Annotated in this window: 23 protein-coding genes and 2 tRNA genes; 12 read left to right on the plus strand and 13 right to left on the minus strand. The window is 62.8% G+C overall.

All coding sequences use genetic code 11. The features are described 5' to 3' along the window. Window positions 1-10: 10 nt before the first annotated feature. Complete coding sequence (locus tag VNH11_20000; GenBank protein ID HVA48660.1) at window positions 11-475, minus strand: type II toxin-antitoxin system VapC family toxin; 465 nt, start codon at window positions 473-475, stop codon at window positions 11-13. After that, entirely contained in the window at window positions 476-739 is a 264-nt protein-coding gene (locus tag VNH11_20005) for a hypothetical protein (GenBank protein HVA48661.1), read from the minus strand. A gap of 313 nt (window positions 740-1052) precedes the next feature. Here VNH11_20005 and VNH11_20010 point away from each other — a divergent pair, with 313 nt between their 5' ends. The 3 genes from VNH11_20010 (at window position 1053) to VNH11_20020 (ending at window position 2992) form a co-directional block, all read left to right on the plus strand. Further along, a complete protein-coding gene (locus VNH11_20010; GenBank protein ID HVA48662.1) occupies window positions 1053-1295 on the plus strand; it encodes a DUF433 domain-containing protein in 243 nt (80 codons plus the stop codon). Between the two features lie 66 nt (window positions 1296-1361). Beyond that, on the plus strand, window positions 1362-1604 hold the full coding sequence (locus tag VNH11_20015) for a hypothetical protein (protein HVA48663.1): 243 nt from the start codon (window positions 1362-1364) through the stop codon (window positions 1602-1604). 104 nt (window positions 1605-1708) lie between these two features. Continuing rightward, complete coding sequence (locus VNH11_20020; protein ID HVA48664.1) at window positions 1709-2992, plus strand: neutral/alkaline non-lysosomal ceramidase N-terminal domain-containing protein; 1284 nt, start codon at window positions 1709-1711, stop codon at window positions 2990-2992. 125 nt (window positions 2993-3117) lie between these two features. Here VNH11_20020 and VNH11_20025 read toward each other — a convergent pair whose 3' ends face one another. Next, a complete protein-coding gene (locus VNH11_20025) occupies window positions 3118-3930 on the minus strand; it encodes an arylamine N-acetyltransferase (GenBank protein ID HVA48665.1) in 813 nt (270 codons plus the stop codon). A 232-nt stretch (window positions 3931-4162) separates the two neighbouring features. Between VNH11_20025 and VNH11_20030 the strand changes: the two genes are divergently transcribed. Continuing rightward, complete coding sequence (locus VNH11_20030; protein ID HVA48666.1) at window positions 4163-6253, plus strand: hypothetical protein; 2091 nt, start codon at window positions 4163-4165, stop codon at window positions 6251-6253. A 19-nt stretch (window positions 6254-6272) separates the two neighbouring features. Here VNH11_20030 and VNH11_20035 read toward each other — a convergent pair whose 3' ends face one another. From VNH11_20035 to VNH11_20045, 3 genes are read right to left on the minus strand one after another with little or no spacing between them, the layout of a single operon-like run. Then, window positions 6273-7172 carry a sugar phosphate isomerase/epimerase family protein gene (locus VNH11_20035; GenBank protein HVA48667.1) on the minus strand — a complete coding sequence of 300 codons (900 nt, stop codon included), beginning with the start codon at window positions 7170-7172 and terminating at the stop codon, window positions 6273-6275. Window positions 7173-7187: 15 nt separating this feature from the next. Then, a complete protein-coding gene (locus VNH11_20040) occupies window positions 7188-8243 on the minus strand; it encodes a hypothetical protein (protein ID HVA48668.1) in 1056 nt (351 codons plus the stop codon). A gap of 5 nt (window positions 8244-8248) precedes the next feature. After that, window positions 8249-8929 (minus strand): hypothetical protein, encoded by a 681-nt coding sequence (locus VNH11_20045; protein ID HVA48669.1) that lies wholly within the window; start codon window positions 8927-8929, stop codon window positions 8249-8251. Between the two features lie 365 nt (window positions 8930-9294). Between VNH11_20045 and VNH11_20050 the strand changes: the two genes are divergently transcribed. Next, the gene (locus tag VNH11_20050; protein ID HVA48670.1) at window positions 9295-9501 is read left to right on the plus strand and encodes a hypothetical protein; all 207 of its coding nucleotides are present in this window, start codon (window positions 9295-9297) and stop codon (window positions 9499-9501) included. Between the two features lie 403 nt (window positions 9502-9904). Here the strand turns inward: VNH11_20050 and VNH11_20055 are convergent, their stop codons facing one another. Continuing rightward, window positions 9905-10624 (minus strand): hypothetical protein, encoded by a 720-nt coding sequence (locus VNH11_20055; GenBank protein ID HVA48671.1) that lies wholly within the window; start codon window positions 10622-10624, stop codon window positions 9905-9907. 333 nt (window positions 10625-10957) lie between these two features. Here VNH11_20055 and VNH11_20060 point away from each other — a divergent pair. Continuing rightward, a tRNA-Arg gene (locus tag VNH11_20060) sits at window positions 10958-11030 on the plus strand. Between the two features lie 558 nt (window positions 11031-11588). On the opposite strand, the gene VNH11_20065 is transcribed toward VNH11_20060, so the two are convergent. Then, window positions 11589-12245, minus strand: a complete 657-nt coding sequence (locus tag VNH11_20065) for a class I SAM-dependent methyltransferase (GenBank protein ID HVA48672.1) — start codon at window positions 12243-12245, stop codon at window positions 11589-11591. On the opposite strand from VNH11_20065, the gene VNH11_20070 reads away from it, so the two are divergent. Beyond that, window positions 12166-12369: a CPXCG motif-containing cysteine-rich protein gene (locus tag VNH11_20070; protein HVA48673.1), complete on the plus strand. Its 204-nt coding sequence runs from the start codon at window positions 12166-12168 to the stop codon at window positions 12367-12369. The two genes, VNH11_20065 and VNH11_20070, sit on opposite strands and share 80 nt — an antisense overlap. A gap of 34 nt (window positions 12370-12403) precedes the next feature. Here VNH11_20070 and VNH11_20075 read toward each other — a convergent pair. Continuing rightward, window positions 12404-12477 (minus strand) — tRNA-Met (locus VNH11_20075). Between the two features lie 467 nt (window positions 12478-12944). Here VNH11_20075 and VNH11_20080 point away from each other — a divergent pair. Further along, window positions 12945-13199 (plus strand): hypothetical protein, encoded by a 255-nt coding sequence (locus VNH11_20080; GenBank protein HVA48674.1) that lies wholly within the window; start codon window positions 12945-12947, stop codon window positions 13197-13199. 36 nt (window positions 13200-13235) lie between these two features. Here the strand turns inward: VNH11_20080 and VNH11_20085 are convergent, their stop codons facing one another. Continuing rightward, window positions 13236-13535, minus strand: a complete 300-nt coding sequence (locus VNH11_20085) for a hypothetical protein (protein HVA48675.1) — start codon at window positions 13533-13535, stop codon at window positions 13236-13238. A 190-nt stretch (window positions 13536-13725) separates the two neighbouring features. Further along, complete coding sequence (gene tkt, locus VNH11_20090; GenBank protein HVA48676.1) at window positions 13726-15792, minus strand: transketolase; 2067 nt, start codon at window positions 15790-15792, stop codon at window positions 13726-13728. 234 nt (window positions 15793-16026) lie between these two features. Here tkt and VNH11_20095 point away from each other — a divergent pair, with 234 nt between their 5' ends. Further along, window positions 16027-16392 carry a hypothetical protein gene (locus VNH11_20095; protein ID HVA48677.1) on the plus strand — a complete coding sequence of 122 codons (366 nt, stop codon included), beginning with the start codon at window positions 16027-16029 and terminating at the stop codon, window positions 16390-16392. A gap of 470 nt (window positions 16393-16862) precedes the next feature. On the opposite strand, the gene VNH11_20100 is transcribed toward VNH11_20095, so the two are convergent. Then, entirely contained in the window at window positions 16863-17042 is a 180-nt protein-coding gene (locus VNH11_20100; protein HVA48678.1) for a hypothetical protein, read from the minus strand. 223 nt (window positions 17043-17265) lie between these two features. Here VNH11_20100 and VNH11_20105 point away from each other — a divergent pair, with 223 nt between their 5' ends. The 3 genes from VNH11_20105 to VNH11_20115 all read left to right on the plus strand — a co-directional run bounded on the left by VNH11_20105 (window position 17266) and on the right by VNH11_20115 (window position 18301). After that, on the plus strand, window positions 17266-17493 hold the full coding sequence (locus VNH11_20105) for a hypothetical protein (protein HVA48679.1): 228 nt from the start codon (window positions 17266-17268) through the stop codon (window positions 17491-17493). A 62-nt stretch (window positions 17494-17555) separates the two neighbouring features. Continuing rightward, window positions 17556-17873, plus strand: a complete 318-nt coding sequence (locus tag VNH11_20110) for a hypothetical protein (protein ID HVA48680.1) — start codon at window positions 17556-17558, stop codon at window positions 17871-17873. Window positions 17874-17905: 32 nt separating this feature from the next. Then, window positions 17906-18301, plus strand: coding sequence for a hypothetical protein (locus VNH11_20115; GenBank protein HVA48681.1), 396 nt, complete (start codon window positions 17906-17908; stop codon window positions 18299-18301). A gap of 40 nt (window positions 18302-18341) precedes the next feature. Here the strand turns inward: VNH11_20115 and VNH11_20120 are convergent, their stop codons facing one another. Then, on the minus strand, window positions 18342-18899 hold the full coding sequence (locus VNH11_20120) for a beta-propeller fold lactonase family protein (GenBank protein HVA48682.1): 558 nt from the start codon (window positions 18897-18899) through the stop codon (window positions 18342-18344). Window positions 18900-19152 lie beyond the last annotated feature (253 nt).

Below are 19152 nucleotides of genomic sequence, written 5' to 3' on the forward strand. Positions count from 1 at the left end.
TAGGCGGGGGTTATGGATGAGCGTTAGGGTCTTCGACGACGAAGCCATTGGCAATGGCTGCCGCGTTGAGTTCGAGATCGGCGGAGACCAGAGTCAGAGCCGGTTGGGCCCACGCGGCGCGCGATCGATTAAGGTCGATTGCCGCGGCGAGGTGCAAGGCATCGTAGGCCCGGAGCTCGTGCCGATCAGCGAGCATCAATGCCTCTACGATCAGCGGGTCAGAAATCCCCAGCAGAATGTAATCATGGCGAACCTCATGCGAGAGACGAGCGATTGCGGTCGCCGCGGCGGCCGCCGTCAAGCTACCGCCCTTCCGACGCCGAGCAATCGCCGACACGACTTCCAACTCAACGAGTTGGAGCGCATGAATGTTGTTGCCCGACGCGGGAGCGGTAACGCCGCGAACCCAGGCGCTGCCCAACTCGTTGATGTAGCGTTTCGCCAGAGCACTACTGTCGAAGAAATAGGCCGCCAACTACCGGCGCTCCTCAATAATCGTTTCCGACAAGGGCTTGCCGATGATCTCCACAGGGGTGAATTGGTCGAACGCCTGCTGGTCGCGGCGACGCAGCCGGATTTTGCTGATCAGGCCGGCAGCCAGCAATTGCCGTTGATAGGCTTCATCAGCGATTTCCTCATCGGTGATCGCCGGTCGGTCGCTCTGCGCCAAGCTCGCGGAAACCGCGCGCTGCACAGCCTCGCGGTCGTCCCGCGGCAAGGCGCAGATCTCCGCGATCAACTTTTCCACATGAGGTGCCATAGCAATGCCTCCGCTTGAACGGAATACGTCTTTGGACGTCAATCTATTCTAGCCCCTCCCAACCCGCGGGCAAATATCGCTTCAACTCCCAGGCTGCTATCGCCGCTTCCTTGACCCGCCACTCATCCGCCCCTATGCTCGAAATTGCCAGCGGTTCGCGAACATCAGATTTAGACCGATGATCAATACGAGGCTTTTATGTCCGAGGGATCAAAGTTCCTTGGTCATCCTGTGGATCCTCCCGCGGATTGGATGCGCGAGCTGGCAAGGAATTCGCAGAACGTCGAGTTTATTGAACGCATCCGAGCTGCGGCGGAAACCATCGACCGCTTGCGTCGAGGCGAACAGCCGCAAGTGCAGCGGTGTGTTTGTTCTGAAGGGAACGCGGTTCCCGCTGTCCCAGTTGTTCGGCGAGCTCGCCGAGGGGAGGAGTGTCCGATCGATCGCCAAGGGGTTCGATCTCGACGAAGAGCAAATGAGCACGTTCCTGCACGCCTTGGCGGTATGTTTGGACGCTCGCGTGGCCCATGATTGAGGTGCAGCAAGACAAGGCATGGAGGATGGAAGCGTCAGACGGATCACCGAATCGATCACGATAGAAATGCTCCGGAGATTCAAGCAAGAGTATCCGGCATGGTCCGAGCTGGCTTTCCGGAACTCCGTCATTGAGCTTCAACCGCGATATATCTACGTCAGCCACTTTGAGGTCGATTCAGTCAAGCGAACGGGATTTGTCGACCGGCTTACGTCGGGATGGCAGCGGGATCTGAAGCAGATGCTCGAAGTAAACACATCGCGTATTTATGGACTCGATGAAATCAAGAAACTACTGGAGGTACAATGAGGTTCGTCACGTTCAATTTCAAATTTGTAATTTGCGTTTTGCAATTCGCATTTTCTCTCTTGTTTGCCGCGCCAGTTTCAGCGAGCGACACATGGAAAGCCGGCGTGGCCAAGGCCAAGATCACGCCAGAGCGGTTGATGTGGATGTCGGGCTATGGCGCCCGCAACAAGCCGGCCGAAGGAACCAGCCTCGACCTGTGGGCCAAGGCGCTGGTGCTGGAAGATCCGCGGGGACATCGCGCGGCGCTCGTGACGCTCGATCTGGTGGGCATCGCCCGAGATCTGTCTCAGGCCGTTTGCGACACATTGCGGCAGAAGCACGGCCTGGAGCGGTCGCAAGTCATGCTGGCAGTGTCGCACACGCACTGCGGTCCCGTCGTGGGTCGCAATCTGAGCGCAATGTACTTTCTCGATCGGCAGCAATTGCAATATGTCGACGACTATGCGGCCCGCTTGGAAGAAACGCTGGTCGGCTTGGTGGGTGAAGCAATCGGACGATTGGCGCCATGTTCGCTGGCTTGGGGAAATGGCCAGGCGACGTTCGCGGGCAATCGCCGCAACAACAATGAGGCCGAGGTGCCGCAGCGCCGGGCCGAAGGCCGCTTGGTCGGGCCGGTCGATTACGACGTGCCCGTGCTGGCGGTGCGCGATGACCGGCGGCGGTTGGTGGCCGTGTTGTTCGGCTACGCCTGTCACGCCACCGTGCTCAATGATTATCAGTGGTCGGGCGATTACCCCGGCTACGCGCAACGGGCGTTGGAAGCGTCGCGCCCGGACATGACGGCCCTGTTTTGGGCGGGCTGCGGCGCCGACCAGAACCCGGTGCCGCGCCAAAAGCAGGCCTACGCCGAAGAGTACGGCCGGCAACTCGCCGCGGCGGTCGAGCGCGTGCTGGCCGGCGTGATGCCGCCGGTGGAAGGCGAACTGGCGACGAGCTATCGTGAAATCGCACTTCCTTATGCCCAACTGCCGACCCACGAAGACTTGGTGCGGCAGACCGAATCGTCGAACAAATACGAAGCGCAGCGGGGCCGCATCTTGCTGGCCCAAGTCGACGCCGGGCGGCCGCTCAGCCCGACCTATCCCTATCCCGTGCAATGCTGGCGACTGGGCCGCGACGTGCGGCTGATCGCGCTGGGCGGCGAGGTGGTGGTCGATTATGCCCTGCGGCTCAAAGCCGAGTTGGGCCGCGAGCGGACTTGGGTGGCCGGATATACCAACGACGTGATGGCTTATATTCCCTCGCGCCGCGTGCTGGCCGAGGGCGGCTATGAGGGCGGCGGCGCGATGGTCTACTACGGCCTGCCGACCGTCTGGTCGCCGGAAGTCGAAGAATTGATCGTCCGAGAAGTGCAGGCACAAGCGGCCAACGAGCAGGCCAGCCATTGAGCTCCGAACCTCACTTCCGTGTGCCGACCTTGTTCTAACATGCGGAAGGCCACACCAAAGACGTCGTTATGGGCGAGACGCTCGCGGGCAAACAACGACGAGACGGCCTAGGAAGGCCATCCTCCTTATGTCTCATCGCTCAGGCAGCGGAACCGTGTGCCGGGCGGAAACTCCAGACCGAACGTCTCGGCCAACACCGCCAACAGAGCCTCGGCGTCGACGATCTGGCGGCAGTCGCTGTTGCCGTCTTTGATCACGGTCAACTCGCGGTTGCGCAGCAGGTAGCAGGCCTCGGGCGTTTGTCTCTGCACCGCCAGCGTCTGCACGAACCGCGACGCCGGGTGCGTCGAAACGTAGTGGTTGGCCATCTCGAAGTCGAGGGCATAATGCGGCTCGAGCGTAAAGACATACAGAGGCTGCCACGCTCCTTCTCGCAACGATTCGAGCACCCAAACGCCACGCTCTTCGACCAGCCGGAAGCTCCAGCCGAACTGCCGCGAGACCCCGCCCGGCCGCAGACGAATCGGCTCGAGCAGGCCGCCGGTGCCGAAACCGACGTCCGCCAGCCAGGCCTGGCCCGCGACGTCGACCATGAGCATCATGTGCGTCCGCGGCAGCACGCGATGGGCGCCCAACCGCACGCGCGCCGCCAAGGGCGTGACGTGAAAGCCAAGCCGCTCGAGCACGGCCGCCAGCAGCGTGTTTTGCTCGAAGCAGTAGCCGCCACGCCGTGCCTTGACCAGTTTGGCTTGGATGCTGGCCAGATCGATTCCAATCGGCCGGCCGAGTTGAATATCGAGATTCTCGAAGGGAATGCTGGTCGCGTGCGCCAGGTGGACCGCGTCGAGCACCTCCGGCGTCGCCTGGCGCGGTCCGGTGTAGCCTATACGGCGAAAATAGGCGTCGAGATCGAGAGCGGCTGCGGGGAGATCCGTCATGAGTCGCATTATACCGTAAGGTGGCACCGGCGAGCGGCGACATACACCACCGAACTTGCGCTTCGGGGAAACTTTAACGGTTTCAGCGATCGTGGCGGGGGGGCCGGTTGATCTCACAAGCAGCGGTTCTGCTGCCGATGCCAATTGCTAGGTTTTCGACGCCGCGCCGGATCGTACCGGCGCCGAAGCACCATGCCGCGTGAAACCACCCGCGTTTGAGGAAGCGTATCCCATGTCATCCAGCAAGGTCCACCGCCTGTTGCTTGCTTTGGCGTTCTGCGCCGTGGGGGAAGGAGTCGCATCGGCGATCGACCTCGCGTCCGGCCCAGAGGCTCCGGTCAGTATGGCGGCCCGGCCGCGCATTGCCCAGACTGCTCAACCTGCCACAAGGCCGGCCTCGTTGCAGGTCGGTTCGGCGGCTCCGGGTGCTTTGCCCGGCGCTTCGCCCGCCACGCTCTGGAAGTTTATGGGTATCCCGCAGGGGATACGAAAGATGCAGGGCGCCACCCGCAATCGCAACGGCAACAGGCCCGGCAGGGAGCCCAAGCCGCCCTTGAAGGCGATCGCCGACCCGGCGAACCTCGATCCGGGCAACGGACCGGCCATCAACAAGGCGGCCGAGATCAAACAAAAAGAAGACTTGGCGCCGCAGAAGATCAAGGCCCTGAAATATCTGGCCACCATCGGCTGCGGCTGCTATCCGGGCGTGGAAGAGGCCCTTGCCAAATCGTTGAAGTTCGGCGACGAATGTACGGAAGAGGTGCGCTACGAGGCCGCCCTGGCAATCCAAGAGGCGGCCGAGAGCAACTGCGCCAAGTGCGGTAAATCGTGTTGCTGCACGGTGGAAATGATGCAGTTGCTCAACGACGTGGCCACGGCACGCGATGCCGACGGTTGCTTCCTTGAGCCGTCGGCGCGGGTCCGCGAGGCCGCCTGCCAGGCGTTGTTGGCCTGCCGGCGACGCGTGCCCGTCTATCCGGCCCCACCCGTCGTTCCGGTCGATGGCGGCGAGATAATTCCACGAGAGCCATTGCCGGGCGAAGTCGTTCCCAAAGAGTCTTCGGCGCAGTCGGACAAGCGTGTCCGGCCGAACGAGGCCAATCACCTGATGAACGACGTTCTTGGCGTGGCGAGCGATGGTGGTCGCCAGCCGTCAAACGACCCGGGGACTGCCGCATCGACGGTGGCCACGCGGAAATCGGTGGTCGGACAAGAAACCAGCGACGCCGCGCGGACCGCGGCCTCTCGCATGGTGTTGATCGGCTCCATCATGGCCGTCGATGTGAAGACCTCGACGGTCGACCTGGAGTTCCAGGGACGCCGGCAGCCGACCGTGGGGAGCCAATTCAGCGTCCATCATGATTACGCCTTGTCGAGCACCTACTTGGGCCGCGTCGAGGTGGTCTACCTGGCCAGAAACGGTCGCGCGATCGCCAAGCCCGTCGGCCGCCTCGACTTTGCCAAACTCGGCAAGGGCGACCGCGTAACGGGACGGATTACCGTCGGCGACGACGAGGAACGGAGCACTTCGCCGGCGTCGCACGCGGTTCGCTCCAAAGCCGGCCGCGCTGGCGCCGCTCCGCCGCGAGGAGACGGCGTGCCACAGCCCCCGGCCAGATCGGCCAACGACGCGACCACTGCGGCGCCCTCCGCGCCGGCCCTGCCCGCCGGCGTCACACGCACGAACGCGGTCCCCGCCAAGGCACCCAACAGCGCCAAGAGTTTTCACGACGTGGCCGCTCCAAAGAAAGTCGTGATTGCAGAAAAGGCCACTGCTGGGCAAAAGACCGCCGTGGCGGCTCCCCAAGCCAAGCCCGTTCTGGCTTCGAAGGACGCGGAAATCGGCACGCGGATTTCCGATGCCATTTCGCCCTGGAAGAAGGCGGCGCCGGCAAAAACCGACCGAGTGGACAACAACCCGTGGAAGAACTTCGTGCCGGCGAAGGCGAGCAAGATTGACGACAGCCTGGCGGACTACGCCATGTGGCAGTCGGAGCAGCCTCCGGCAAAGATGGGCAAGCTCGGCAGCGGCATCGCCGACAAGACGGCCCAATGGAAAAACGCCTTGTTCGGCAGAATCCGGGGCGGCGAGAAACGAGTTGCCGAGGGCGGCGGTCCGGTCAAGAACGTCTCACCCGTCAAGCCGGATGACCGCAAACAGCAGGTGGCGCACCGCACGTCAGCCTCGCCGATTTCGAGCACCTGGCCGCGGTTGACGAAACCGGCGGGTGTGGGCCTCCATCCCTCGCCGGTCGCGCCGGCGTCTGCCTCGACCGACTCCGACTCATCGTCGGTGGCGGGCATCGTGCTGCTGGAAGAATAGACGCTACGACAAGGCCGAACTAGGCAAAAGCTGCCCGCAGCTCGTCGATGTGCCGCGGGCAAGCTTGCCGCGGGTTTTCACGCTCTTCGTATTCCAAGACAATGTAACCGCGGTATCCGCTGTCGGTCAGGATCTTGGCCAGGCGGCGAAAATCGGCCGGCTCCTTCTTGCCGCCGCCGGGATTCATCGACACCTTCACCTGCACGTTTACGGCATAAGGAGCGATCCGGGCCAGATCGGCATAGGGGTCGGCCGAATGGAAGTTGCCCGTGTCGAGGTTGATGGCAAACCAGGGGCTCTTCACATCACCGATCAGCCGCATCAGGCCGTCGATGGTGGTGGTCAGCCCGCCGTGATTTTCCAAGGCCAGAAAAACGCCGTGCTCGCCCGCGTACTGGCAGCACTCTTCGATTCCCTCCACGGCCAGCCGGTGCGCCTCCTGTTCCGATTGTCCTGACCGGGCCTGGCCCGAGAAGATGCGAATCACCGGTGCGCCGAGAACCTCGGCTCGATCGACCCACTGCTTGACCTTGGCGATCTGCGTTTTTCGTTCGTCGCCGGGCGGGTGGCAGAAGTCGTTGCCCACGGCCGTGCCCGAGATGTCGAGCCCCAGAAGAAACGTCTGGTGCTTGAGCTGTCGCAGGTATTCGGGCGTCGGTTCGGCAGGAAAGTAGTAGGAGGTCAGCTCGGTCCCTTCGAGCCCCATCTTGGCGCAGTCGTCGATGAAGTCGGCCAGCGTCAGTTTGGGCGGCTTGCCGGTGAGCAGCTCGCGGTAGCTATACGCCGCCAGGCTGAATTTGAACTTGGGCTTGTCGGTGCGGCGGACGGGTTCGATGGCCGCAAGAGAGCGGCCAAACACCGTAGTGGCAGACGCCGCGGCAGCCAAAAGGAGACTGCGCCTGGTGGAAAAAGAAGACATGGTTCGACCTCGGTGTTAGGCCGCCGCTTTTGCCGGCAGCGCTGCTTCGTGGGTGCGTCGCCTGGAAACCACCGCTCGCAACTTTTCAGGAGCCACAAACGCCAGGCTGGCAACGATCATCATAACCGCGAATGGAATGTTTCCAAGAATGGGCGCCAGCAGCGCCCACATGACGGCATTGATTCCCAGCATGAGCGGCCTTGCCAGGCGGTTCCAGACAAAGATCGGGAACGCCGCCTGCCAGAACATGACGGCATAACTCCCGGCGTGGACGAGCAAGGGCCACTGGTGCAGCGCCGTCAAGTCGAGCATCCGCTGTTCCGTTCGGGCGATCAAGTACCACATGCCCATGCCGCTCCACCAGACGTTGTCGCCCTGACCGTGGCCGCCCAGCTTTCCGACCGCCATCATGGCGTAGACCAGCGTCAAATGGACCTGAATGAGCCGCAAGGAAACGGTGGCCCACGTGCTGGACCTGGCGACAAGCGGCCCGATGGAACCGGCGGGCAACGACCCCGGAGTACGTCGCTCTTTGCGCCAGCGGTCGACAGAGCAGGCGCTGCCCGATGGTCCAAGGCAAAGATACAACAGCACGAATGCCATGAGCGGCTCGACCTGCGACGTCAGCATCGGCCCGCGGTGCAGGTAGGAGAGCACCACGACCAGCGTGGCAATCGACGAGACCGGAGTAAAAACTCCGCAAGTGAAAAGAGCCACGGCCGCCATGCCCGCCAAGTGAGCCGCCAGCAGACCGCCGGGCGACCGAACGTGGTCCAGGTAAGAGAAGCGGTATTCGCGGGGCATCGCTTCGCGAACTTGTTCGGGCGCGGTCTGCCGGTTGCCGTCGCGCGTCGGCTCTTCCAACTGGCGAAGCGTGCCGAGCGGTACCAGTCCATGCGCACCGAAATAGCGGTCGAGATCCGGCGTGAACGTGGCCAGCCAATAAAGAGCGATCAGACCCACGCCGATGCGCAAGCCACCCAACGCGATAGGATCGCTGGGCGCAAACCAGAACCGGGTCCAGCCACGGCCGCATTCCGTCGTCAGCCTCTTGAAATAACCTTCCGACATGGACGTCACTTTCCGCCCTTGTTGATTGCGGCAGGCGCCACTTCGGCGGCGGCCTCCGACTTCAGAAGCTGCACTTGGCCCCCAACGACGATGATGCGCGCCTCATAGACCTGCGAATAGTAACGGCTTTTGTCGTAGGGATCGCGTTCGCCGGCATCGCTCGACGAAGGCGCGGTAATCGGTTGTTGGAAGTGCCGCCGCAGGCGAAGGGTGCCGCCTTTGGCCCCGTGCTCGGCCACGAAGTGCGACGCGATGGCCTGCGGCAAAAGGCTCTCGACCGCTCGGAAATTCTCGCCGGTCAAATCGGCGGCGGTCTCAGCCAGCCGTGCGTCGCGTCGCCAACGCTGTCGCGGCGCCAGTGTGGAGGCCGGCAGGCTGAAGCTTTGCTCCGATCCGTCCGAGAGCTTCAAATCGACCTCGGCGACCACGTCCGTGTCTTCGGTCATGCCGAACGTCAGGCCGTAAAGCGGCACGTATGATTGGTCCAGCGCCAGGTATTCCAGGTAGGGCTTGACGAACGGCACGCGACGCAGCCGCAGGGCCAGCGGCGAGGGATTCCAATTTGACAGCACGGCCACGCCCAACGCGAACAGATGCAAAAAGATGAGGAAGCTGACCAGCGTCCGCTTCCATTCCGCGGGCAAGGATGCTTCCTTTTCGGTCGCTGCCACGTCGCTCGTTTGCATGTTGTTAGCTTAGCTTCCGCTGCCGGAAAAGGACGATAAAAAAAGCCGGGTCTCCCAAAGGAGACCCGGCTAACTTATCGTAGCGGTCGATCGGCCAACAGGGCCTGGCGAAAAACCGCTGTTTTTACACTGGGTCGTTCTGGCGCTAGTTGAGACTAGCGACGGAAGCTGACCAGACGAGCACGGCCACGCTCGAGCTTGGCCGAGGGGGCGGGAGCCGGAGCTTCCGGAGCGGGCGGGGGGCCAGCTTCGGGAGCAGCAGCCGGGGCGGCGCCAGCGCAGCCACAGCAGGCCGGCGGAGCGGCCGGAGCGCCACAGCACGCCGGTGCAGCACCGGCGCAGCCGCAGCAGCCGCGGTTGCGGTGATGGCGATGATGATGGCGACGGCCGCCGCAGGGAGCGCCACAGCAAGCCGGAGCGCCGCCGCAGCCGCCGTCGCAACCGACGTAACCGCCGCCGCAACCCGCACAACCATGACCAGCCAAAGCCTTGCTATCGCCCCCGACGAGGGCGATACCGACCACCGCGAAAAAGATCGCGATGCCGAACAACAGAGCACGATTCATCCTTAGTTCCTCCAACAAACAGGTACCGTACCTAGAGACTGAGAACACATGGCCGTCTTGCGAACCGATTCCCCCTCCTGACGGCCGTCAAAAGGGAGGGGACCTTCTTGTTCACTCGTGCTCGCCGTTGTCGCTTTGCCAGGCAGCCCTGTGGTTAGCCTTTAACGATTGCGCAGCTTACGGGCGAAAACACACGTTAGGTTGACTAGGTTAACATCGCCGAAACGGTTGTCAAGCGTCAAAACAGATAAGATTTGAGCAATGAGTCATCCGTTTGGTTTGCGTAGTTTGCATAAACCTAGTCTATTGTTGGCTTCCCCGCAAGTCTTGTCCCCAGCGCAATAAAAAAGGATCCGGCCTAGCCGGATCCTTGGAGCTGATGCGCCTTAAATGATTACTGTAAAACGGGTTAGTTGCTGCTTATCGGTCTGGCCGGCCTCGTTGCCTGCCGCTCTTCGGGGCCGTTCAATTCGGTGGACGGGCCGGCATCTTGGCCATTAACCGTCTCGGATGGTTCCGTAGCGGCCGCTTGAGCACGGCGTTCCATTTCTGCCTCGGCGAGTTGCTGCTTACGCCGCATATCGGCCGGGTCTTCAAAATCGAGCAACAACGGCGGCTGATCTTCGAAGACCTTGGTGGCCATACCGCCAATTCGCCAGCCTTCGTCCTCGTAGCGCAACACCCACAGGATTTCATCGGTGCGGCTTCGGCCATCGTCGTCGATGTCGGTCCAGGTGGAGGAGACGTGGGCCAAGTGCCCGTTGCCCTCTTCAGGCAGTTCGACCTCTCCGACGGTAAAGGTGGCGGTGTCGCTGCCGGTAGGTGCCACGGCCATATTGAACTCAGCCGTCTTTTGCCGGGCCAGGGGGGTGAGCAACTCGTTCGACTTGGATTCGTCGCCGGTCTTGATGGCCTGCAAAAACTCTTCGACGGCTTTGGCAGCCGCCTGAGGATCAGCGGTCTTGTCCGGCGCTTCGCGACCTTCGGTTTGGGCGTCGGCGTCGGTTGTCACCGCATCCGCGGAGGCCGCTTGTTCGGGGGCGGATTGTCCGCATCCGGCAAAGGCGCCGATCAACGTGGCTGCCAAGAGCAATGTGGTTCGAGCGTAAAGCGATCCGTCGCGGCGCATCCGCGTCCCTCCTATCAAGACAGTCTGAGTCGTAGCCGTAGCAGCGGCGTCGTGCCGCTTCTATACATCGCGGGGCGAAGTCTCGCAGGAAGCGGAGACGAGGTCAAGAGAAACTGGCCGGCGCGGGCATTGCCCACGTTGACCAACCGGGCATCTATCATCCGGTTTTGCTTCGCCGCCCGCCGCGTGGTAAACTGGGCCGTTTTCACGTCCCTTTCGAATTAGGGCTTCGCGAGCTTGACCATATCGAACTCGCCGGTTGACTAGAGGTGTCCAGCGAAGGATACGGCCAGCCGGCAAAGAGTCAATAAGTGCCGTAGATTACGGCACCACGCGCCTGTAGCTCAGGGGATAGAGCAACGGTTTCCTAAACCGTAGGTCGCAGGTCCGAATCCTGCCAGGCGTATTGCAGTTTCGCCCAGGGAACCCCCCTGTTTTCCCGTGTTTTCTTGGACCTCTTGCGTCGTCGGCGCGTTCTCATTGGTGGGGTTCCGCGATTCGCCGGCAAAGACTGAACGATACGATCTCCGCTTGCGAGCATGGTCCGAAGAGCTTCTCACCGGCGTTCCATTGGATGTTGAACACGACGATTACGAGCAAATCGTGCCCGGCGATTTGTTCGGCTTTACACCAGTCGCCAGCCCTTGCGGTACTCGCGGTGGATGAAGGCGTCGACCTCCGGCGCGTTCGTGGCACGGAGCTACTCGGCGTCCCATTCCAGCGTCTTGCCGGCACGGAAGGCGACGTTGCCCAAATGGTTCGCCTCCGTCGGCCGACCATCACATCAAGGAGCCAAGGATGCGCGAACTCACTCTGACAATTCCTGACGACCCAGTCGCTGCTTTGGCGGAATCACCGGAGGAAGCCGGTGCCGATTTACGAATGCTCGCGGCCGTCAAACTGTTCGAGCTGAAGAAGCTTTCTTCCGGGGCTGCAGCGCGGCTGGCCGGCGTTTCACGGGTCATCACCCGGCCCTCCTCACCACCACAAACCACGCCTTTGGGCCGCCCTCGCTGAAGCTGATGTCCTTGAGATCGGGCCGGACCTCGAACCGTGCTGGCTCGATGGCCTCGATTTGCCACCCCTTGGCGAAGGAGTCCTCGATCTCTCCTCGTGAAACTCTTCGAGGTCCCTGCTCGCCCGGCTCGTCCTCACTGAAGCAAAGCATGAACAATCCACCGTCCGGCTTGAGAACCGTCGCCAACCCTTCGACGTAGCGCTTGCGGCCGTCGTCGCTGAAGACGTGAAACAACCCGCTGTCGATCACGTTGTCGAAAACTTCCGGCAGGTCTTTTAAGTCCAGGGCATCCATGACCAGGAAGGTCGCCGACAGGCCCCGCTGTTTCGCCTTCTGCTTCGCTCGATTGATCGGCTCGGTCAGGAAGTCTATGCCAGTGACTTTGTGGCGACGGCTGGCGAAGAAGAGGGCGTTTTCGCCCGTGCCGCAGCCGGCGTCGAGGACCGACCCCGTGATTTGATCGGCTACGTCGATGAACACCTTCTGCGGCCTGCCGATGTCCCAGGGCGGCTGCCCAACATAGATGTTCTCGAAAGTTGTGCGGTCGGGGGCAGGCATCATCAAAGACATCGAGCGGCTGAAGGCGCTAGATGACGTGCCCATCGACCTGTCGGCGGGAACGGAGCAGGAATACGTCGAGGACTGCCCCGTTTGTTGTCGCCCGAATATCCTCCACGTCGAGGTCGATGAGGAAGGCGATGGGCGGGTTTGGGCAGAAGCGGAATAGGCATCGGGGCCACGCATGCTGGGTGAGAACCGAGTAGCGGCGCAGGGACTCGAACCCCGGACACGCGGATTATGATTCCGCTGCTCTAACCAACTGAGCTACGCCGCCAAACCTCAAGTTGCATTATTTCGGCCGGCTGGACGATCCGCAAGGGGCGCTCGCCAAGTGGAACGAGCCGAAAGACCACCTGCCGCCGGGCCGCGTCCCTGGCAAACAGCACGATGCCAACCAGCGGAGAAAAACTGCCATGCCCCTCGACCCCATCCGGTTGCAGGCGGCGAGAAAACGAAGGTAACCAGACGACGGACGATTCCTGTTCGGATGGAGTGACGGGACCTGCTATACTGGTTGAATGAATGGAGGCCGGGGATTCTGGTCGTTTACGATGCGTCGCGAGACCGTGCCTGGTGGCTGCATTTGCAGGCGGCGCTTCGCGGAATGCGGCAACAGGGCAACGATCGGCTCGCGCAGACAGCAACGTTGCACTTGCCGCTCGATAACGTGCTGAACGAAGCGGCGGTCCGTGGGTTTGCCATACTCCGTGATGCCGCCGTTCTGGCAAAAGGAGATGCACCGTGGTAAAGAAAAGCAACATCCGATTTGCCCAGCTTCGGGCGTTTTTCGAAGGAATGGGCTTCTCTGCGACTCGCGAGAGAAAAGGCTGGCGCATCGAGCACAGCCCCACAGGCACGGTATTCATTTTCCGGCCCTATCGCGCGACCGACCTGGTTTATGCCCCCGATCTGTTGCTCATCCGCTCGCAACTTGACGCTCGCGGCATGGTTCCCCAAGAATCGTTCGACGAATCTCTGACGAAAACGCCCGCGTGACGGCGCGGCGCCGCGTGAGCTTGCAGTTCACCACGGCTACCATTTGCCCATTAGCACGATTGGATCGGCGCCGCCGTCATCCCAAATCGTCAGCGCGGTGACAAACGGCATGGTCCGACGCGCCCGCGCGACGAGGGCGTCGAGGTAATCCAGCCCGGCGCGCAGCGGAACCGCATTCGCTCGCTCGGTGGGCAAGGCGTGCAAGAACGAAATCTCTTCAAGGCGAGCGTAGAGCGGTGCTTCGTCGCAGAAATCGGCGGACGCGAAAACGGCGAAATCGTCGAGCTCTCGACGTCGGAACAGTTCTCGAAAGGCATCTTCAAACCGGTCGGTCATGCTTGCCATCCAAATCTCCGCAGAAAGTCCGCTTGGTCGTTGGTTAAGCCGACGCGCAGCACACTGCGCGTCCCCGAACGGATCCCGATTCGGCCGCGAACTGCCAAGCGGTGGTGGTTCACGATTCGGCTTTTTGGGAGGCCAGTTCGCCAAGATCTGCCGAGCGTGCTGTCCGCTGGAGACGGCGAGTTTAGGCTCCTTTCCCGGCCGCTATCGCTTCCTTCGCCAGCCGCACCAGGTTTTCGGTGGTGAAACCAAAGTGCTTCGCCAAATCGGGCAGCGGAGCGGAGGCGCCAAAGCCGCGCATGCCCACAAACTTGCCTTTCGGACCAAGATACTTCTCCCAACCCTGCACCACGCCCGCCTCGACGGCCACGCGGGCCGTGACCGCCGCCGGCAACACCGACTCGCGGTAAGCATCGTCCTGCTCGTCGAACAGCTCCCAGGACGGCATGCTCACCACACGGGCCTTGACTCCGTGCTTGCTTAACTCTTCGCTGGCCGCCACACAGAGCGTCACCTCGCTGCCGCTGGCCATCAGCACCACATCGGGCTTGCCTGACGAACTGTCGGCCAACACGTAGGCGCCCTTGGCGACACCCGCTGCCGATGCATACTTCGAGCGATCGAGCGTGGGCAGGTTCTGACGCGTGAGAACCAGCGCCACGGGGCGGTCCTTCCAGGGCAGAATCGTGCGATACGCCTCCGCCACTTCGTTGGCGTCCGCCGGCCGCAACGTCACGAGCCAGGGGATCGCCCGCAAGGCGGCCAGGTGCTCGACGGGCTGGTGCGTCGGCCCGTCTTCGCCCACGCCGATCGAGTCGTGGGTGAAGATGAAAATCGACGGTATCCGCATGATGGCGGCCAGCCGCAACGATGGCCGCAGATAATCGGCAAACACGAAGAACGTCGCTCCAAAGGCCCGCAAGCCGCTGAGCGTCATGCCGTTCACGGCGGCCGCCATCGCGTGCTCGCGAATGCCGAAGTGCAGGTTTCGCCCGCCGTAGCTCTCGGCCTCGAAGCTGTCGATGCCGGTGAGCAGGGTCATGGTCGAAGGAGCCAGATCGCCCGCTCCGCCAATGAGCCACGGCAGCTTGCCGGCGACGGCGTTGAGAACCTTGCCCGACGAGACCCGCGTCGCCAGCCCTTTGGCATCGGCGGCGAAGGCGGGAATTGCGGAGTCCCAGCCGGCGGGCAACTCGTGCTTGATGATCGATTGCAACTCGGCGAACAGCTCCGGGAATTGGCAGGCGTAGTCGGCCAGCTTCTCTTGCCACCGGGCGTATTGCGCTCGGCCCCGCTGGCCGATGCCGCCGGCGAAATCGGCCAGGGCGTCGGGCGGCACGACAAACTTCTCGTCTTCCGGCCAGCTGTAGACCTTCTTGGTCAGCTTGATCTCGTCTTCACCCAGCGGCGCCCCGTGGGCATGGTGCGAGTCTTGCTTGTGCGGCGACCCATAGCCGATGTGGCTCTTGACGATGATCAGCGTCGGACGGTCGTCGGTGGCCAGGAACTCCCGATAGGCGTCGGCCAGTGCGTCGAGATCGTTGGCGTCGGACACATGCACCACGTGCCAGCCGTAGCCTTCGAACCGCCGGCCGACGTTTTCGCTGAAGGCCAGCGAGGTCTCGCCCTCGATGGTGATCGAGTTGTCGTCGTAAATCCAGCAGAGATTGGCCAGCTTCAGGTGCCCGGCCAGCGAGGCCGCCTCGCCGCTGACGCCCTCCATCATGTCGCCGTCGCTGCACAAAGCGTAGACGTGGTAGTCGAACAACTCGAAGCCGGGCCGGTTGAAATGGGCCGCCAGCCAACGCTCGGCGATGGCCATGCCGACGCTGTTGCCGAGGCCTTGCCCCAGCGGGCCGGTGGTCGTCTCGATGCCGCTCGCCTCGCGATACTCCGGATGCCCGGCACAGCGGCTGTGAAGCTGGCGAAACCTGCGAATATCGTTCAGCGAAATCGCCAATTCGCTGGTCGGCCGTCCGTCTTCGCCCGCCTGCTTCACTTGGGCCAGGTGCAGCACCGAATAGAGGAGCATCGAGGCGTGGCCGCAGGAGAGGACGAAACGGTCGCGATTGGGCCACAGCGGCTGTTCGGGATCGTAGTTGAGCACGCGGTTCCAAAGCGTGTAGACCACGGGCGCCAAGGCCATCGGCGTGCCGGGGTGCCCGCTGTTGGCGGCCTGCACGGCGTCCATCGCCAAGGTGCGGATGGTGTTGATCGAAAGCTCTTCGACGGCGAGGGCTGCGGTGGGCATGATTCCTCCGATTTTTTTGACGGAAAAGGTTGGGCCGTATGGGTTTCGGCAGCCGAAGAGTTTAGCCCGGCGCGGGCCGGAAGGTCAACCACGCGCCGCGTCGTTTTCGGCAAGGCCAATCTACTTCACGCGGCCGAGAATGAGACATTTGGCGGTGGCTGGGGCAGAGCCTGGCCAAGTGGAGGCTAGCGCTCCGTTCATCTCGGCCACGTGAAGTATCGCCTAGGGCATACTATGGCTAGGCGCCGCGGTCGGTTGCGTTGCGGAACCGCTCGCGGCGACATGCGCCGCCGCGTCCACGGCCAGCCGCGGGCCAAGTTCGGCCATCGAGAAAAGTTCGGCGACGATCCGGCGAAGCACCGCGACTTCTCCGCCGTCACGCACGTGGCGAAAGACAAAGGCATCCCGCCGTTTTTGATTCTCTACGTCGCCGATCATCCCGACAACGCCGCGCAGGCGCAGCGGCTGGCCGCCGTGCTGAAAGAGGCGGGCATTACGGTCAAACTCTTCGGCGCCAAGGAAACCAACCACAACCGGCTGAACGACAACCTCGGCACGCCCGACGATCCCGCCAGCAAGGAGTTGTTCGCGTTTGTGTAGGAAGCGTTGAAGAAGTGATGCCTGGCGGCCGAGAAACTGGAGGATGGCCTTCCTAGGCCGTGCCGTTCGTTCTTGGACGGCCTGGGAAGGCCATCCTCCCGCGGCGTCCGGACGAAAACCATCGGGTGCGCCGGCGAGCCAGGCCTCGACACGGGCGGCGATTTGGGCCACTGGCTGCTGCGACAAGGCGTGTGCCGCGGCCACGTGCCGTTGCGTCTCGCGGCGCAGGATGTGTTGTTCGTAGATTCCGCAGTCGCGCTCGGTGGGAGGCCGTTCGTCCGCCGCCGTCCGCTTGGCGGGTCGCTGCGCCTTTTCTCGCTTGGGCATGGTGTTCGGTTCTCCGGGTTCGGGGTTCGGGGTTCAGGGTTCAGGGTTCAGGGTTCAGGGTTCAGGGTTGAGGGTTCAGGGTTGAGGGTTCAGGGATTTTGGATTTGCGATTTTGTCCCAGCGCGCCGGGATTGGATTGCGGGTCACTTGGGTCGTTTGCGGCGGCGGGGTTTGGTGAGAGCCGAGCGCTGTTTCTCAAGGACCGCGAGGGCCTGGTCGAGCGCGGCGAGCCGGCGCATCAACACGGCCAGGCGGGGCCGCAGGCCGTCGCGGCGGGTAACGTGCGGGAATTCGTCGAGCCTCTCCTGGGAGGACTTGTCCAAACGCCCAGGCCACTGGCCGAAAAACGACCACCCAGCTCCGCGGCCCTGAGCGTGTCGGGCAAGTCAGACACCGATTCATTTGCCTCGGTCGGAGAGCAGCGGCCCTTGGATCGGCCTGCCACGCAACACGAAGGAGATCGAGCGCCGACGTCGAGCGTGCTGGGCCACGCCGCGCCCAGTACGCCGCGCCGCGAAAGCAGAAGCGCCGCGCGCGGCGCTTTTGATGAGCGCGCCGGCCGATCTGCACAGCGAGCACCGGTGGGACGGCATCCCGGCGCTCCGGGATTGCCTACCGAGACGTCCCCCGCCGTTCGGTCCGCCGGAATACTACACGAGCGCGACCCGCGGGCAAAGCAACCGGGCCCGCTGGGCCGAGAGCGCGATCGTGGAGGTCTTTCATCGGGCCGTGACGCAGAGCGACATCACTTTCTGGGAAAGCCTGATGCAATAAATCCGCCGGCCAACGCGGCCGGTTGATTGCTTCCCGCGGCGGTGGCTTGTACAATCGAGGCGATGGCGACCAAACGCTCGACGAACGGAAGTAGACCATCCTCCCCGGCGAAAAAGGTGGCGGCGAATGGCCGCTGGCTGCCGCGGCTGGGCATGTACCAGTCGAAGCGGGCGCTCACTTTTCGAACCGAGGATGATCTGACGAAGGCGCTTCAGGCACTCTGGGATCCCACCGATGAACTGTATCGGATGCCGCGCGCGCCCGGCGACGCTTTGACCATGATCGTGCCCGAGGATGCCGTGCCGCTGTTCCGGGCTCGAAAGCTCCGTTTCACCGAATATCCGGTGGCACCCGCCACACGCGACTCGAACGTCGCCTGATTGTATCTTTTGGAGCATGGCAGGTCGCGGTCGTGGCAGCTAAGAATATACCGAAACACGAGCCTCGCACACGAGTCGTCTTCAATCTTCCCGTCAACGATTGGGGCGAGGAGAAGGCATTTTACGAGGTGATCGGGCATCTTCGCGGCCTGAAAGACCGCCGCAGCGGCGTGACGGGCTTTACCTACAGCGACCCCATGCCGGCCGTTTTCACTGGGTTTTGGTGGAGCGACGATCAGCAAATCTGGATGGAAGACGCGATCGTTATCGTGATGATTGACTTCTCAATGCCCTCGCCAAGCGCGAGGTTCTCGGTCAGCGGCGAGATGACGAAGCTCAAGCGATTCATTTCCGCCACGTATCGGCGCAACGGCAGCCGGCAAGAGGAGGTTTGGATCGTTGCCCACCGCGTGACTCGCCAGAGTTGAGCGCGACGGCCGTTGGCGGAACTTGGATTCCGGCTGTAGCTCACTGCATCGGTGCGGCCGTCCGATGCAACGTCAGCACCAGCACGCGCTTGGGAACCTGCCCGACGGGAATCCGCGCGGCCACGCGCCGGCTGGCCGTCTCGATCGCGGCCACCGTGTTGCCCTTCCGCTCGCTGATGTAGCAAAAGCGGCCGTCGGGCGAAAAGCACATCCAATAGCCGCCGCCTTGCATCACGATCGTCGCCACCTGCCGCGGCGGCGCGACCGTCAGGTCGAAGACATACGTCCGGTCGTGAAACACGTCGCACATCCATAGCTCTTTCTCGTCCGGCGTCAGCCCGATGCCGTGACTGCGGCTCGCCTGGCGCAGCAACTCGTCAGGCACCTCCGCCGCGACGCGGTAAATCACCTTGCGGGCCGGCACGTCGCAAACCTCGAAGCCGATCAGCGTATCGACGTTGGCATACAGCCGCTTTTCGTCGCGCGAAAGCACGATCGGCCGCGGAGCATCGGAAAGCGGTATCTCACCGATCAAGCGGTGCGTCGCCACGTCGGCGATCAACATGCGAAGCGGAGCAAGAGAAGCGAAGCAAGACACCCATACTTTATCCACCACGCGCCGCGCGGAGCAACTGCTTGTGAATAAGCCCTTCTCGCCCCCCCGCCAAGACCCGCTTGACAGGTCTTGAGGCGGATGTACATTGACGGCAACACCCCGAGGTGCTCACATGCCAGCCTATGCCCGTCGCCAGATCGTCGACGAAACCGAAGTCGGCATCTACCACTGCGTCTCGCGCTGCGTCCGCAGGGCCTTTCTGTGCGGACAAGACGCCCTTACGGGCCGCAATTTT

It is taken from the genome of Pirellulales bacterium, from assembly GCA_035533075.1.
In the GTDB taxonomy this organism is placed as follows: domain Bacteria; phylum Planctomycetota; class Planctomycetia; order Pirellulales; family JAICIG01; genus DASSFG01.